Source organism: Deltaproteobacteria bacterium, assembly GCA_020845895.1.
GTDB lineage: Bacteria > Lernaellota > Lernaellaia > JACKCT01 > JACKCT01 > JADLEX01.
Genome location: JADLEX010000136.1, coordinates 1 through 14,812 on the forward strand (window position 1 = coordinate 1; position 14,812 = coordinate 14,812).

Below are 14,812 nucleotides of genomic sequence, written 5' to 3' on the forward strand. Positions count from 1 at the left end.
CGGAAATCGTGCTATGGTTTTGGGGGTCCTAAATCGATATTCGAATGATGTGCGTTCGCCGGGTTTCATGGCCCGGCGAATCCGGGCCGGCCCGGCCGGTTCCGGGAGGAGAGGTCGGCATGAAATTGCGGGTAAGGGCGAGCGGAGTGGCGGTTCTTGTAGTGTTGGCCATGGCGTCTGTGCTGCCGTGGATCGCGACGGGGTGTTCCGACGAAGACCTGCCGGTCGAGAAACCGACAGACGAGCAGGTGCAGGCGTTTCGCGCGGCGAAGTCGGTCAAGATCAAGATCGACGACAAGTCGAAGGGGCCCGCGAAGGACAAACTGAAATTCGAGGCGACCGCGAAGGAGATTCTGGACCAGGTCGGTCTCCAGCCACGCACCGGGATGGAGGTTGGCGGCGACGCCGCGCTCACAGTTAAGGCCAAGGGTGAGCCCAAGGATGGGAAGTCGATGGTGCGCGGGACGATCACGCTCAAAGCGGGCAACGCGCCGCCGATCTCGCGGTCGTTCCACGGCGAAACCCTCAAACCGCATCTGAACAAGTACTACGCCAAGATCGGCGCGGTGTACTTCGACGACGAGGTGATCTTCGAGACCGGCTCGTTCACGCCGGTGCTATTGCAGCTCCTGTCCGATCTGTACGGCCCGGAATTGTCGACCAACGTCCTCCGGGCCGAGAACAAGAATATCCGCCGCAGCGGGGCGCTGGCGCTTGGCGCGACCAAGGATGGCGCGGTCGCGGATTCGCTGCTGCGCCTGTTCCACGACAAGGAACCGATCGTGAAGGAAGCCGCCGTCGCCGCGCTGGTGATGGTGGGGCAGCCGGCGGTCGCGCCGCTCAAGGAAGCGCTCAAGGACAAGGATATGGTCGTTCGCCGTCGCGCGGCGGTCGCGCTCATCCAGATCGGCGATCCGGGTTCGATGGAGACGTGGATCGACGCCCTGCGCGACGAGGACCCGGCCGTGAAGAAGTCCGCGGCCGAAGCCCTCGTGAAGGCGGGGCCGGCGGTGGTCGATCAGCTCATCGCGAGTCTCGGCGACAAGAACAAGTATTTCCGCCGCGACGTGGCGAGCGTGCTGGGTGGCATCAAGGACCCGAAGGCGCTCGCGCCGCTCATGGCGCAGTGGAAGGATATCGATTTCAATCTGGCCAAGGACGCCGCCGACGCCGTGGCCAACTACGGCGACGCGTGCATTCCGGCCGTGACGGCCGCCGCGAAGGACAAAAGCGCGCCGATGCGCAAGTATGCCGTGTACACGCTCGGTGTCATGAAGCACGCGCCGTCGCTCGACCTCATGCTCTCCCTCGCGAAGGACAAGGACATCGAGGTGCGTGCGTCCGCGATCACCGCGCTGGCGACGCTCGGTGACCCGAAGGGCATCGCGGTGGTGAAAGAAGCCGTGAAGGATAAGGCGCCCCTCGTCGCTCACACCGCCGAGGACGCCCTGGCGAAGCTTCCTCCGGCGCCCGCCGCCGCTCCGGCCAAGTGAGCGGCCGCGCGAAACGCCCGCCCATCATCAACGAACAAAGCCGGCCGCGTGGCCGGCTTTGATTTTTTCGGATTGGAGATCGGTTACTGCCGGCGCCAGGCCGCCACGATGACGTTGTTGGCGCACTGGATCTTGATGTCGCCGTAGATATGCACGCCGGGGTTGTTGTGACATTTGAGTTGCAGCGACGCGATCGGTCCCGCCACCGCAGTCACCACCCACTCGCCCGACACGCTCGGTCCGGTCGGCGCGGCTTCTTTCTTGGCGATGGGCGCCACCGCGACCGGTGGGGGCCCGGAGCTTTTCGCGCGCCCGCCGCCGCCGCCGATGGAACCGACCTGAATGCCGCCGCCACCGCCGCCGCCGCCGCCGCCACCACGGCCGGTGCCGACGCCGCCGAGGAACACGTTGGCCACGTCGGGGCCGTCGCCGGTGCCCGAGCCCTTGCCCGATCCTCGACCGCCGCCCAGGCCGCTGCCGATGTTGACGGAGATCGATCCTTCGCCGGAGGAACTGATGCCGATGCCGCCTTTGCGCCCGGAACCGATGGCGATCATTTTCGCCTCGGGACCGTCCGCTCCCGCCCCCGCGCCCTTACGTCCGGTGTTCAGGTTGGCAATCATCGGTTCGTTGCTGTTGGAAGTGAGGCTTCGGTCCATTTTGCCGATGCTCACGATTTCCGTGGTCGGCTTTTCCCGCGTCGTGTTGAACACCGCGATCGGTTTGATTTCCGGCGGTTTTTCCTTAACGACTTCCTTGATCGACTTTTCTTCTTCCGGTGGAGGCGTCGCCTCGTTCAATTTGCGCGTGAGTTCCTTGAGTTTCTTCTCATCGGGCGTCGGCTGCGGAGGCTTCTCGTTGATGATGACCTGAACGATATAAGACTCTGTAACGGAGTGCTGGCCGAAACTGGTCAGCGCGGCCCACGCGACGCCGTGGAGGACCACGGAGCCGATGAGGGCTGCCTGGAAGAATCGCGTTCTCCGCGGAGGTTTGACATCGACGATCATCGAACCACCACTCCCCTAACCGCCCGTTTCGGGCCGATCCCTATCTTAGACCGCTTGGCGATCCGGAGCAACGAGTACCTTCGGCTCCGCCGCCCTACGTATCAGACCTGGCCGGGCTTCGCGTCGTCAGGCTGGACGTTGATCGCGAATCGCTTGCAGCCGAGTCGCCGAACCAGATCGACGATTTCGACGACCTTGCCGTGCATGACCTCCTTGTCCGCGGAAATCACCGCCTGGACGTCGGGGTCGTTTTTGAGCCGCTCCGAGAGCGCCGCCCACAGGGCCGCCTGATCGACCTCGTCGCCGTCCAGGTAGAGCTTGCCGTCCTTGGTTAGGACAACGGCGAAGTTCTCGGGTTCCGAGGGTTCTCCCGACGCCGCCTTGGGCAGTTCCACCTTGATCTGAGGCTCGACGATGAACGTCGCCGTGACCATGAAGATGATCAGCAGCACGAGGACGATGTCCACGAGCGGCGTCACGTTGATCGCGGTAATGGGTTCGTCTTCGTTTCCGGCTGCCGCGCCCATGTGTCAATCCTGTCCTTGCGTGCGTTTCGTCGATCGTGATCGCGTGCCGTCGGTCTTCAGGCCTGGGCCTGGGTGTACATCTTGTCCATCTTGTGCGCGCCGCTCTGATCGTCCTGCGGAACGCGTTTGGCGAACGCCATGACGATGTTGTGCGCCGAAATGGCGTCGTCCACGAGACCCTTGCCGCGCGCCTTGAAGTAGTTGAAAGCGACGACCGCGGGGATGGCGACCGCGAGACCGACCGCAGTGGCGATGAGCGCCTCGGAGATACCGGCCATGACCGTCTGAGGACCCTGCATGGTCGCCATGGCAAGGTCGTGGAACGCCTTGATGATGCCCATGACCGTTCCGAGCAGCCCGATGAAGGGGGCGTTGTTGCCGATCGTGCCGAGGATGATGAGCCGCTTGTCCAGACGGTTGCGCTCGATCACCGTGCGCCCGTCCATGAGTTCCGCCATCACGAACGGACCTTCGTGGAAGTTGAGCAGTCCTTCGCGCACGACGGCGGCCTTGATGCCGCGAACGCCATCCACGAGACGCAGCGCCGCTTTCACGTCGCCCTTGTCGAGGAGTTTCACGAGTTCGGCCTTGAAGCCCTCGCCCAGCGGATTTTCGCGGTGATACTGGATGTACTTCTCGATCGCGATCGCGAGCGACAGCACGCTCAGGAAAATCAGAATGTAGAGAATCGTGGTGTGCGACTGCATCGCGACGCCCATGAGCGCCTTTTCCATCGAGCTTCCACCCGGCGTCACGGCCACGGGGGCGACCGCGCTCGCGGCGGGGGTCGCGGCGGCGGCCACGGCGGCGGCGGCACCAGCGACAGCTTCGGCGGCACCGTCCGTCTGCGTCACAATCCACTGCGTGATCTGAGCGATATGCATGGGGACCCGACTCCTCGATGCGGTGGGGGCGATGATTTGACGTCCCCGAGGTTTTTCGTCTTCTCTGAAACAATGACAATCGGTTCGACCACGAACCGATCGGCGTTCTCGCTCCATGCGGCGCCTCGCGCGGCCATTCGTCCCGGCGCGGGGTCGCGGACTCCGATATTGTGTTTGTGCGCGTGCCGGGCGGGATGACGTCGTCCGTCGGCGAAAACACCGACTATCGTGTTCGCGAACGGGACGAACCTCCCCCTTCGGCCCACGCAAACTAATGGAAGAGACCGAACGCGTCAAGGGCCGTCGGGCGAAAATGACTGCATGGCAATTCGTGGTCAGATGTAGGTTTTTTGTGTGTCTTTTTCAGGACCTGCGTGACTTTTCCACGACCCGCGCGGCTTCGCGACCGCTATTCGGGGGCTTCGATTCCGTGATCGGCGAAGTACTCCTTGAGCTTCTTCAGGATCCGCGCCTCGATCTGTCGGACGCGCTCGCGCGTGACGCCGAACTGGTCCCCGATCTCCTGCAGGGTGGCCGGCGGATCGGCGATCATCCGTCGCCGGTAAATCTCCAGCTCTTTGTCCTTGAGCGTGGACTCGAAACCCCGAAGTGCCCGGTCGTAGATGTCTTCCATCTGGGCTCGTGAGATCCGCTCGTCCTGCAACAAATCCGGGGACGCCGTCTGGTCGCCCACGGTCGTGGACGTGTCGTCCGAGAGCGGCATGTCGAAGCTGATCTCCGGCCGCGACATGCGCGAGTCCATGTCGATCACGTCGCGCTCGCTCACGTCCAGTCGCTCCGCGAGCAGCTTGGTCGTCGGCACGAACCCCTGCGCTTCGAGTCGCTCTTTTTCTTTCTGGAGGCTGTAAAAAAGTTTGCGCTGCGCCTGCGTCGTCCCGATCTTGACCATGCGCCAGTTGTTCAGAATGAACCGCAGGATGTACGCCTTGATCCACCATGCCGCATAACTGGAGAGCTTGACGCCCCTGAATGGGTCGAACTTCGCGACCGCCTGCATCAGCCCGATATTGCCTTCCTGAATCAGGTCCATGACGTTGATGAAGGCGCGCTGAAAATCCATCGCGATCTTGACGACAAGGCGCAGGTTGCTCGTGATGAGCCGCGCGGCGGTCTCGGGATCGCCCGTTTGCCGATAGTGAACGGCGAGTTCGTATTCCTCGTCGCGCGTGAGCAGGGGATAACGCATGACCTCCGAGAGGTAGAGTGACAGCGCGCCGACCGGAACGACCGCCGTCGACCGGTCCGACTCGGTGCGTTCGGGCAGTTCCAGCGGGGCGGGCAATTCGGGTTCGTCGTCCTCATCGCCGAGGAGCACCACCGCGTCGTCGAAATCGTCTTCGCGTTCGTCCATGGTCCCCACGCGTTGGAACTTGACCTTCCGGGCGACCGACGATGCCGAAGTGGCCGCCTTTCGGGGTTCATGAATGTAATGCACGTTTGCCGCGATGTCACGATCCGCAATCAAGTTTCGCCGAGTCAGCGCGTCGCGAGCGCCCGGAAAGCCGGCGTGAGGGCGCCATGGAGCGACGTATAAGTGTCATGAAGATCGCGATACGCCGCGCGCCAGGAGTCCTCAGGTCCGTTCGTCTGCGTGGTCCTCACCGTTCGGTCGCAAGCCATGCCGACATCCTCGAAAACCCCCGCTCCGACTCCCGCGAGCAACGCCGCGCCGAACGACGCGCCGTGATGCGCCGCGAGCGTCACGACCGGCACGCCGAACTGCGTCGCGAGGATTTGCCGCCACAACGGTGAACGAGCCCCTCCGCCCGACACGCGGACGCTTGCGGTTGCGACACCCGCTCCACGAACGAGTTCCAGCCCATCGAGCAGACCGAATCCGACCCCTTCGAGCACGGCGCGCGTCAGGTGCGCCCGCGTGTGGCGCGCGGTGAGCCCGACGAACGCCCCGCGCGCGAGCGGGTCGGGATGCGGTGTGCGCTCGCCCGTCAGGTACGGAAGGAAGAGCAACCCGTCGGCGCCCGGCGGCACCTGCGCGGCTTCGGCGACCAGATCGTCATACGGATCGCGCCCCGCCGCGCGCGAGGTCGCAGCAAACTCGGCGCACAGCGCGTCGCGATACCACCGCAGGCTCCCGCCCGCCGAGAGCATCACGCCCATGACGTGCCACATGCCGGGAACCGCGTGGCAGAAGGCATGCAACCGCCCCTGCCCTTCGATGCGCGGCGCGGCGGTCGGCGCGAAGACGACGCCCGACGTGCCGATCGTCACGCACACGTCGCCCTCGTGCGCCAGCCCCGCTCCGATCGCCTGTGCGGCCTGATCTCCCGCGCCCGCCACCACGGGCGTTCCCGCGAGGAGCCCGGTCATGCGCGCGGCCTCGGACGTCACGGCGCCGATCACTTCGCACGACTCGGCGCAGTCCGGCGCGAGGGCCGGGTCGAGATCGAGATCGGCGAACATCTCGTCGCTCCAGACGCGTTTCGTCACGTCGAAGAGTGCCGTGCCGGATGCGTCGGAGACGTCCGCGGCGCGCATGCCTGTGAGCCGGTCGCGCACGTCGTCCTTGGGCAGCGCGAACGACGCCGCGCGCCGCCACACGTCGGGTTCGTGGTCGCGCACCCAGAGCATCTTGGGCGCGGTGAAGCCGGGCAGCATGGCGTTGCCCGTTCGCGCGAGCAGCGTGTCGAGCCCGAGCCGCGCGGTCACGGCGTCACATTGCGGCCCCGTGCGCTGGTCGTTCCACAGGATGGCGGGACGAAGAAGCTCGCCGTGCGCATCGCGCAGGACGAGGCCGTGCATCTGCCCCGCGAGACCAACGCCCGCGATGCGACCGGGCCTCGTGCCGGTGCGTTCGATCACCTCGCGCACACCCGCGAACGCCGCGCGCGCCCAGTCGTCGGGACTCTGCTCGGACCAGAGCGGCTGCGGGGAGTACGACGGATATTCGCGCACCGACTCGGCGACGACGTCGCCCGTCTCGTCCACCAGCACGACCTTTGCGCCCGAGGTGCCGATGTCGATGCCGATGAGCAGCGTGCCGGACAACTCGCACCCCGGTGAAGTCATCAGGCGTTCCGATGGAGTTCGGGCAGCGGACCGAGGCGATCGGGGTGCGCGGCGCGGGCGCGGATGAGATAAGCTTCGAGCCAGCCGCGCGCGCGATCGGGATGGTCGGTCGCAAAGAGGATCGCTTCGTGATCGAGACCGTTCACGCGGTCGTTCGCCGCGCGGATCGCATCCATGGAGTTTCGCACGGCACTCTCGGCGCTCATGCGCTCGGGGTTGATGTCGATGCCGAACCACCCTCGGTAACCGTGCATCTTGAGCACGTAGAGCGCGGCCTCGAACTGTTCGGGCGATACGACGCCGACGTTCAGGTCCTGGTCGTAGTTGCCCAGCGGTTGCGAGTTCAGGTGCACGTGCGCGAGTCGGCCGTACTCGAGGACGAGGCTGAAGCTGTACGCGAGATCTTCGTGAGCCATCTGCATGTGGCCGATCTCGGGATTCATCGCCACCATCGCGTGGCCGTCGGCGAGACGCGCGCGGTGATCGGCGTGGCCGAGCAGCGACTCGGTCTTCATGCCCAGCAGCACGCCCTCGGCGGTGGTGCCGTAGATCTGATGCCCGCGCGGCTCATAGGGCTTGGGCTCGAACGCCACGCGCACGCCGGGGACCGCGTCCAGCGCCTCGGCGAGGCCGTAGGCGAAACGGTCGCGCATCGCGATGAAATCCTGCCCGAAGGGATTTTCGTAGCCGTCGATGCCGGCCCACACGATCATGAAATCGGTGTCGAGCTCCTTGTTGAAACGCAGCGCCTGCGCGGTGCGCTCGATCGCCTTTTTTCTCACATCCGGAATGGGCGACGAGAGCGAGCCGAACTCGAAATCGGAGTCGTAAAACAGGAGCGGGATGACCGTGACGATGCGCACGCCGGTGTCGCGCGAAAACGCGCGCCACAGGTCGAGGTTGGCCTCGTTGATCTCGTTCGGGTAGTGCGCCTCGATCCCGCCAAGGCCGTACGGGACCAGCCTCGCCGCGATCTCCAGACGCTGCTCGATCGAAAGATGCGCGCCGTAGGCGTCGTGAAAGCGCGACGACATCGGCGACAGAAACCAGACGCCGACTGAAAACCGCAGGTCGAGTTCGAACGCGCGCATGTGTGCGACGAGGTCTTCGCGGCTTCGGCGACACGTCTGGTTGCGCAGATCGACAAACGGCATGGCGTGCTCCTCTCACTCGCGGCGAATCGGTTCGCGAGGGCGTTTCAGAATCGCTTTGGATCGATCCTGTAAAAACGGCATGTGGCACAGCCGCCCCCGCCTGTGCGGGAGAAATGCACAGCCGGGGGCGGCTGTGCCACATGTTCAAATCGGATCCCGAATGACTTCTACGTGCGTCCGCACGCGGCGCGCAGCGCGATCGACACCTTCGACGACGGCGCATGGCCGAGCGCGTCGCAAATCGCCCACCCGGCGCGCGCGAGCGCGTCGAGGTCGACATGGGTCGCGATCCCGAGTCCGTTCATCAGATATACCACATCCTCGGTGGCGACGTTGCCGCCCGCGCCGGGCGCGTAGGGGCAACCGCCCAAACCCGCGACGGCGGCGTCGACCACGGTCACGCCGAAACGCAGGGCCTCGCAGATGTTTGCGAGCGCCTGCCCCCAGGTATCGTGGAAGTGCACGGCGACGCGCTCGACGAGCACGCGCGCGAGGACCGCTTCGAGCATGCGCGCGACGCTCGCCGGTGTGCCGACGCCGATCGTGTCGCCGAGCGAGATTTCTTCGCAGCCCAGATCGATCAGGCGCGCGGCGACGTCGGCCACGCGTGCGGGATCGACCGGGCCCTCATAGGGGCAGCCGACGACCGTGGAGAGGTACCCGCGTACGCGCACGCCCATCTCGAGCGCCTCGGGCACAAACGCCGCGAATCGATCGAGGCTCTCGTCGATGGAGCAATTGGTGTTCCTGCGGCAGAAACTCTCCGACGCCGCGGTGAAGATCGCGATGTGATCGACCCCGGCCTCGCGTGCATCGGCCCAGCCGCGTTCGTTGGGCACCAGCACGGGGTACGACACGCCGCTCGAGCGGTCGAGCGCGGCGAGCACCTGGGGCGTCCCCGCCATCTGCGGCACCCATCTGGGCGAAACGAAGCTGCCCGCCTCGATCTCCCGCAGCCCCGCATCCGCGAGCGCGCGGATCAGTTCTACGCGCGTCTCGACGGAAACCGGATTCGGCTCGTTCTGCAACCCGTCGCGCGGGCCGACCTCGACGATGCGCACGCGCGACGGCCACGGGTTCATTCGTTCGCCTCCGCGACGAGATCGACGAGCACGGCGTCCTCGTGCACCTGATCGCCCTCGGCGAAAAACACCTCGCGCACGACGCCCGACGCGTTCGAGCGTACCGTGTGTTCCATCTTCATCGCCTCGACGACGATGAGCGCGTCGCCGCGCTCCACCGCGTCGCCGGCGCGCACGAAGACCTTTTGCACGCGCCCCGGCATGGGCGAGACGATCCGCTCGCCGCCGCGCTCCGAATCGACTTCGACGTCGAGCAGATCGGACAGCAGCAGCCGGTGCGTGGAACTTGCCGTGATGACCGTGATCTCGTGGCCGTTCTGGACCACCGTGGCGCTCATGCGCGCGCCGCCCAGATCCGCGAGCAGGTCGCCGGAGGCGTCGAATTCGCCCGAAATGGCCAGCGACTCCTCGCCGAAATGCGCGACGAATCCCGACTCGACGAAACGGATCATCACCGCGACCTCGCGGCCCCAATCCCAAAAACGCAGCGTGTGTTCGTAATGTTCGTTGAGCCGCCAGCCGGTCGTCAGGTGCCACGGCGACCAGGGATCGCCGCTTTGCGCGGCGGCCTCGGCCGCGGCCTGCTCGCGACGCAGCAAGACAAATAGCGAGGCGAGCGCGAGCACGATGTTCGACGCGGGCTGCGTGGTGGGGAGCAACTCATCGCGGTGCGCGTCGATGAACGCGGTGTGCACGCGGCCCTCGCGAAACGCGGGGTGCGCGGCGAGCGCCGACAGAAAGGTCAGATTGGTCGTCACTCCGGCGATGCGGTAGTCCGCGAGGGCACGGCGCAGACGGCGCAGGGCCGAGCGCCGGTCGGCGTCCCAGACGATGAGCTTGGCGATCATGGGGTCGTAGTAAACGTCCACGCGGTCGCCTTCGCGCACGCCGGTGTCGACGCGCACGTGGGCGTTTTGCGCGGGCAGGCGGCAGTGGCGCAGTTCGCCGATCGACGGCAGGAATTCGTTGCGCGGGTCCTCGGCGTATACGCGCACCTCGATCGCGTGCCCGCGCTGAGCGATCTGGGCCTGCGCGACGGGCAACGGCTCGCCCGCGGCGACGCGGAGCTGCCACTCGACGAGATCGTACCCCGTCACCATTTCGGTGACGGGATGCTCGACCTGAAGCCGCGTGTTCATTTCGAGAAAATAAAAGTCGCCGCCGGCGTCGAGCATAAACTCGACCGTCCCCGCGCCGACGTAATCCACTGCGCGCGCAGCCGCCACCGCGGCGCTCGCGAGTTTGGCGCGAAGCTCCGGCGCGAGCCCCGGCGCGGGCGATTCCTCGATCACCTTTTGATGGCGTCGCTGCACGGAGCAGTCGCGCTCGAAGAGATGGACGACGTTGCCGTGCCGGTCGCCGAAGACCTGGATCTCGACGTGACGGCCCTCGGTGATGTAGCGCTCGAGCAGCACGCGGTCGTCGCCGAACGCGGAGGCCGCCTCGCGCCGGGCCGAATCGAGCGCCGCCGCGAAATCCTCCGCGCGATGCACGATACGCATGCCCTTGCCGCCGCCGCCCGCCGTTGCCTTGATCATCAGCGGATAGCCGACGGCCTCGGCGTGGCCCGCGAGCTCGCCGCCTTCCGTCGCGTCGCCGTGCCAGCCCGGCACGACCGGCACGCCCGCGCGTTCCATGAGCGCGCGCGCTTCGGATTTCGACGCCATCGCGCGGATCGCGGGGACGTCCGGCCCCACGAACGCAAACCCCGCGGCGACGCACGCCTCGGCGAATTCGGCGTTTTCGGCGAGGAAGCCGAAACCCGGATGAATCGCCTGCGCGCCCGCCCGCCGGGCCGCGTCGACCAATCGGTCGATGCGCAGGTAGCTGTCGCGCGGTTCCGGGCCGCCGATCGCGAACGCGTCGTCAGCTTGCTCGACGAAGGCGGCGTGGGCGTCCGCCGACGAATACACGGCGACCGTGCGCACCCCAAGTCGGCGGCAGGTGCGGATGATGCGGCAGGCGATCTCGCCGCGATTGGCGATGAGGACCGCGTCAAACATGTTTGCGCCAGGCGGGTTCCCGTTTTTCGAGAAACGCCTTCATGCCCTCCTGCGCCTCCACCGAGCCGCGAAGGTCGGCGATGAGTCCCGCGAGTTCCTCGCGCAGCGCCGGGTCGATCGGCGCATTCGCGACGCGCTCCACGAGTCGTTTGCCGAGGTTCTGCGCCACGGGGCCGCCGGCCGCCAGCGTGGCGGCAAGCCGGTCACGGCGCGCGGCGAGATCGCCCGGCTCGCACACCTCGTGCACGAATCCGAGGCGCAGTGCCTCGGCCGCGTCGATGCGCTCCCCCGTCTGGAAGTAGCGCTTCGCGGCGCGCCGACCGATCGCGGCGACGATGTACGGGCTCACCACGGCGGGGATCAGGCCGAGATTCACCTCCGAGAGCGCGAAGACGGCGGCCCCAGACGCGATGGCGATGTCGCAGCAGGCCACGAGACCCGCCCCGCCGCCGATCGCCGCGCCGTTCACGAGGGCCGTCACGGGCTTCGGAAACTCGTAGATCGTATGCATGAGGCGCGACAGCTTCATCGCATCGGCGTGGTTTTCCTCGCGCGTGTACGACGCCATGCGTCGCATCCAGTTGAGGTCCGCACCCGCCGAAAAATGCTTTCCCGCGCCCGTCAGAAAAACCGCGCGCACGTTCGCGTCGCCGGCCGCCGTGTCGAACGCGTCGATCATCCGCGCGATCAGTTCGTCGTTGAACGCGTTCCTCACCTCGGGCCGGTTCATGGTGAATGTCGCGATGCCGCGCGCATCGGTTTCGGTCAGCAGTATCTCGCCGTTCGTCATGCTCGCCTCACATGCGGAAGATGCCGAAATCCGTCGGCTCGACGGGCGCGTTGAGCGACGCCGAAATGCCCAGCGCCAGAATCATGCGCGTGTCTCCGGGATCGATGATGCCGTCGTCCCACAGGCGTGCGGTCGAGTAATACGGATGGCCCTGCGTCTCGTATTGGGCGCGGATCTCGGCGCGGAATCGCTCCTCGTCGTCCGCCGGCCACGATTCCCCGCGCTCTTCGAGTCCGTCGCGCCGGATGCGCGCGAGCACGCCGGCCGCCTGTTCGCCTCCCATCACGCTGATGCGCGAGTTGGGCCACATCCACAGAAACCTCGGCGAATACGCCCGCCCGCACATGCCGTAGTTGCCCGCGCCGAAGCTGCCGCCGATGACGACGGTGAATTTCGGCACCCGCGCGCACGCCACCGCCGTGACGAGCTTCGCGCCGTCCTTGGCGATGCCGCCGGTTTCGTATTTGCGCCCGACCATGAAGCCCGTGATGTTCTGGAGGAACACGATCGGCACCCCGCGCGCGCAGCACAGCTCAACAAAATGCGCGCCTTTCTGCGCCGATTCGGAGAAGAGAATTCCGTTGTTTGCGACGATGCCGACGGGATACCCGTGGATCGCGGCGAAACCCGTGACGAGCGTCGTGCCGTATCGGCGCTTGAACTCGTCGAACTCGCCCGCATCGACGATGCGCGCGATCACTTCGCGCACGTCGTAGGGCACGCGGGGATCAGCGGGGATCACGCCGTAGAGTTCCTCGGGATCGTGGAGCGGCGGGCGCGGGGCACGCACGGCGAGCGGAATCGACTTGCGACGATTGAGATTGGCGACGATCCGGCGGGCGATGGCGAGGGCGTGCGCGTCGTTTTCGGCGAAGTGATCGGCGACACCCGACACGCGCGTGTGAACATCCGCGCCGCCCAGTTCCTCGGCCGTGACGACCTCGCCCGTGGCGGCCTTCACGAGCGGCGGCCCGCCGAGAAAGATCGTGCCCTGCTCGCGCACGATGACCGTTTCGTCGGACATCGCCGGGACGTACGCGCCGCCCGCCGTGCTCGAGCCCATCACGACCGCGATTTGCGGAATCCCCGCCGCGGACATGTTCGCCTGATTGAAGAAGATCCGACCGAAGTGATCGCGGTCGGGGAAGACCTCGTCCTGACGCGGCAGGTTCGCGCCGCCGGAATCGACGAGATAGATGCACGGCAAGCGATTTTGCGCGGCGATCTCCTGCGCGCGCAGGTGCTTTTTGACCGACAGCGGGTAGTAGCTGCCGCCCTTCACCGTGGCGTCGTTGACCAGGATCATGCACTCGACGCCGCTCACGCGCCCGATTCCCGCCACGATGCCCGCGCAGGGGACATCCTCGTCGTACACGCCGTGCGCGGCGAGCTGCCCGAGCTCCAGAAACGGCGAGCCCACGTCGAGCAACACGCGGACGCGTTCGCGCGCGAGCAACTTGCCGCGCTGCGTGTGGCGGCGTCGCGCGGCCTCGGGTCCGCCGAGCTTGACGCGCTCCACCTTCCCGCGCAGATCGCCGACGAGCACGCGCATGGCGGCGGCGTTGGCGGCGAAGGAAGCGGAACGGGGGTTGATGGAACTGCGCAGCGTGGGCATGACCTACCGGGGGATGAGACCCGGTAATTTATCGTCGCCTCGCGGGCGTGTCCACACGGCAAAGCTCAACGGGCCTACGTCATGAAACCGGGTCAAGGGTCTTTCTCTTTTTTTTGCGCCGTGGTAGTGTAGTATATAGTACTACACTGGAGAACGGCATGGGTGCTAGGGAATTTATGGCGCGAAGGACGCGGATTCTTGAGGAATTGGCCCAACTGACGCAGATGCGCCGAGGCAGCATCACGGATCAGGTCGTGGGGGCCGAGGATTTGCGGGTGTATGCCGGGATCACAGCGAGTGCGAAGGACGTGGAACGGGTGGCGGAGCGGATCGGGGATGAGACGGAAGTGCGGCGGCGGACAGAAGCCGAGGCGCTCATCGGGCCAACCGGCGAGCAACGCGTGGAGAAGACGATCCCCGTGCTCTACGTGGCGTATGACGGCACGGGCGTGCCGATGACGAAGCGCGAGGTCGCCGGCCGCAAGGGCAAACAGCCCGACGGATCGGCAAAGACACGGGAGGCCAAGCCGGGGTGCGTGTTCACGCAGACGACCACCGACGAGAACGGGCGACCGGTCCGCGATCCGGATTCCACGACCTTCGTGGGCGCCGTCGAGAATGCGGAGGCGTTCGGCCGGCGGATTTACGCCGAGGCGAGGCGGCGCAAACTCGAGGAGGCCGCGCGCGTCGTGGTCCTGGGCGACGGGCGGCGTGGATTCTGAATCCGGCTCAGACGCCCTTTCCCGGCGCGGTCTTGATCGTGGACCTCTATCACGCCAAGGAGCACGTGGCGAATCTCTGCAAACTCCTGTTCGCCGAAGAGGCGACGATCAAGCGCCATCGCATCGGATGGTGGACGGACCTGGAAGAAGGAAACATCGACAAGATCGTCGCGGAAGCGAGAGCGGCGCTGCCGCGACGAGGGAAGAATCGAAAGGCTGCCCTGACCGAAATCGCCTATCTGGAGAAAAACCGAGAACGCATGCGCTACGCGAATTTCCGCGCCCAAGGACTTTTCGTCGGATCCGGCGTCGTCGAGGCAGGATGCAAAACCGTCATCGGCCAGCGACTCAAGCAATCCGGTATGGAATGGTCCCTCCGAGGCGCCAACGCCATCATCGCCCTGCGCTGTAACATGCTCTCCAGCCGTTTCGAGGATTATTGGGAATCCCGATGCGCATAAACCCGGAAATCAGACGCAGGCCC

General features: G+C 66.1%; 13 protein-coding genes. 3 read left to right on the forward strand and 10 right to left on the reverse strand.

The genetic code is table 11. From position 1 onward, the window contains the following. Positions 1 to 119 precede the first annotated feature (119 nt). Entirely contained in the window at positions 120 to 1,493 is a 1,374-nt protein-coding gene (locus tag IT350_18355) for a HEAT repeat domain-containing protein (protein ID MCC6160021.1), read from the forward strand. Between the two features lie 83 nt (positions 1,494 to 1,576). Here IT350_18355 and IT350_18360 read toward each other — a convergent pair whose 3' ends face one another. From IT350_18360 to IT350_18405, 10 genes are all read right to left on the reverse strand, one after another. Further along, a complete protein-coding gene (locus tag IT350_18360; protein MCC6160022.1) occupies positions 1,577 to 2,503 on the reverse strand; it encodes a hypothetical protein in 927 nt (308 codons plus the stop codon). A gap of 101 nt (positions 2,504 to 2,604) precedes the next feature. Further along, positions 2,605 to 3,030, reverse strand: coding sequence for a biopolymer transporter ExbD (locus IT350_18365; protein ID MCC6160023.1), 426 nt, complete (start codon positions 3,028 to 3,030; stop codon positions 2,605 to 2,607). 56 nt (positions 3,031 to 3,086) lie between these two features. Continuing rightward, complete coding sequence (locus IT350_18370; GenBank protein ID MCC6160024.1) at positions 3,087 to 3,764, reverse strand: MotA/TolQ/ExbB proton channel family protein; 678 nt, start codon at positions 3,762 to 3,764, stop codon at positions 3,087 to 3,089. Between the two features lie 559 nt (positions 3,765 to 4,323). After that, positions 4,324 to 5,286, reverse strand: a complete 963-nt coding sequence (locus IT350_18375) for an RNA polymerase factor sigma-32 (GenBank protein ID MCC6160025.1) — start codon at positions 5,284 to 5,286, stop codon at positions 4,324 to 4,326. 125 nt (positions 5,287 to 5,411) lie between these two features. Continuing rightward, positions 5,412 to 6,962 carry a xylulokinase gene (gene xylB / locus IT350_18380; GenBank protein ID MCC6160026.1) on the reverse strand — a complete coding sequence of 517 codons (1,551 nt, stop codon included), beginning with the start codon at positions 6,960 to 6,962 and terminating at the stop codon, positions 5,412 to 5,414. Then, positions 6,962 to 8,116, reverse strand: coding sequence for a TIM barrel protein (locus IT350_18385; protein ID MCC6160027.1), 1,155 nt, complete (start codon positions 8,114 to 8,116; stop codon positions 6,962 to 6,964). The genes xylB and IT350_18385 overlap by 1 nt, the downstream gene beginning before the upstream one ends. A 167-nt stretch (positions 8,117 to 8,283) precedes the next feature. Continuing rightward, positions 8,284 to 9,198: a hydroxymethylglutaryl-CoA lyase gene (locus tag IT350_18390; protein MCC6160028.1), complete on the reverse strand. Its 915-nt coding sequence runs from the start codon at positions 9,196 to 9,198 to the stop codon at positions 8,284 to 8,286. Next, positions 9,195 to 11,201 carry an acetyl-CoA carboxylase biotin carboxylase subunit gene (locus IT350_18395; GenBank protein MCC6160029.1) on the reverse strand — a complete coding sequence of 669 codons (2,007 nt, stop codon included), beginning with the start codon at positions 11,199 to 11,201 and terminating at the stop codon, positions 9,195 to 9,197. Before IT350_18395 ends, IT350_18390 begins: the two co-directional genes overlap by 4 nt. Then, positions 11,194 to 11,991 (reverse strand): enoyl-CoA hydratase/isomerase family protein, encoded by a 798-nt coding sequence (locus IT350_18400; GenBank protein ID MCC6160030.1) that lies wholly within the window; start codon positions 11,989 to 11,991, stop codon positions 11,194 to 11,196. The genes IT350_18395 and IT350_18400 overlap by 8 nt, the downstream gene beginning before the upstream one ends. A 7-nt stretch (positions 11,992 to 11,998) precedes the next feature. Beyond that, complete coding sequence (locus IT350_18405) at positions 11,999 to 13,606, reverse strand: methylcrotonoyl-CoA carboxylase (GenBank protein ID MCC6160031.1); 1,608 nt, start codon at positions 13,604 to 13,606, stop codon at positions 11,999 to 12,001. 158 nt (positions 13,607 to 13,764) lie between these two features. On the opposite strand from IT350_18405, the gene IT350_18410 reads away from it, so the two are divergent. Then, positions 13,765 to 14,328, forward strand: a complete 564-nt coding sequence (locus tag IT350_18410; GenBank protein ID MCC6160032.1) for a hypothetical protein — start codon at positions 13,765 to 13,767, stop codon at positions 14,326 to 14,328. Between the two features lie 32 nt (positions 14,329 to 14,360). Then, a complete protein-coding gene (locus IT350_18415) occupies positions 14,361 to 14,789 on the forward strand; it encodes a hypothetical protein (protein MCC6160033.1) in 429 nt (142 codons plus the stop codon). Positions 14,790 to 14,812: the final 23 nt, after the last annotated feature.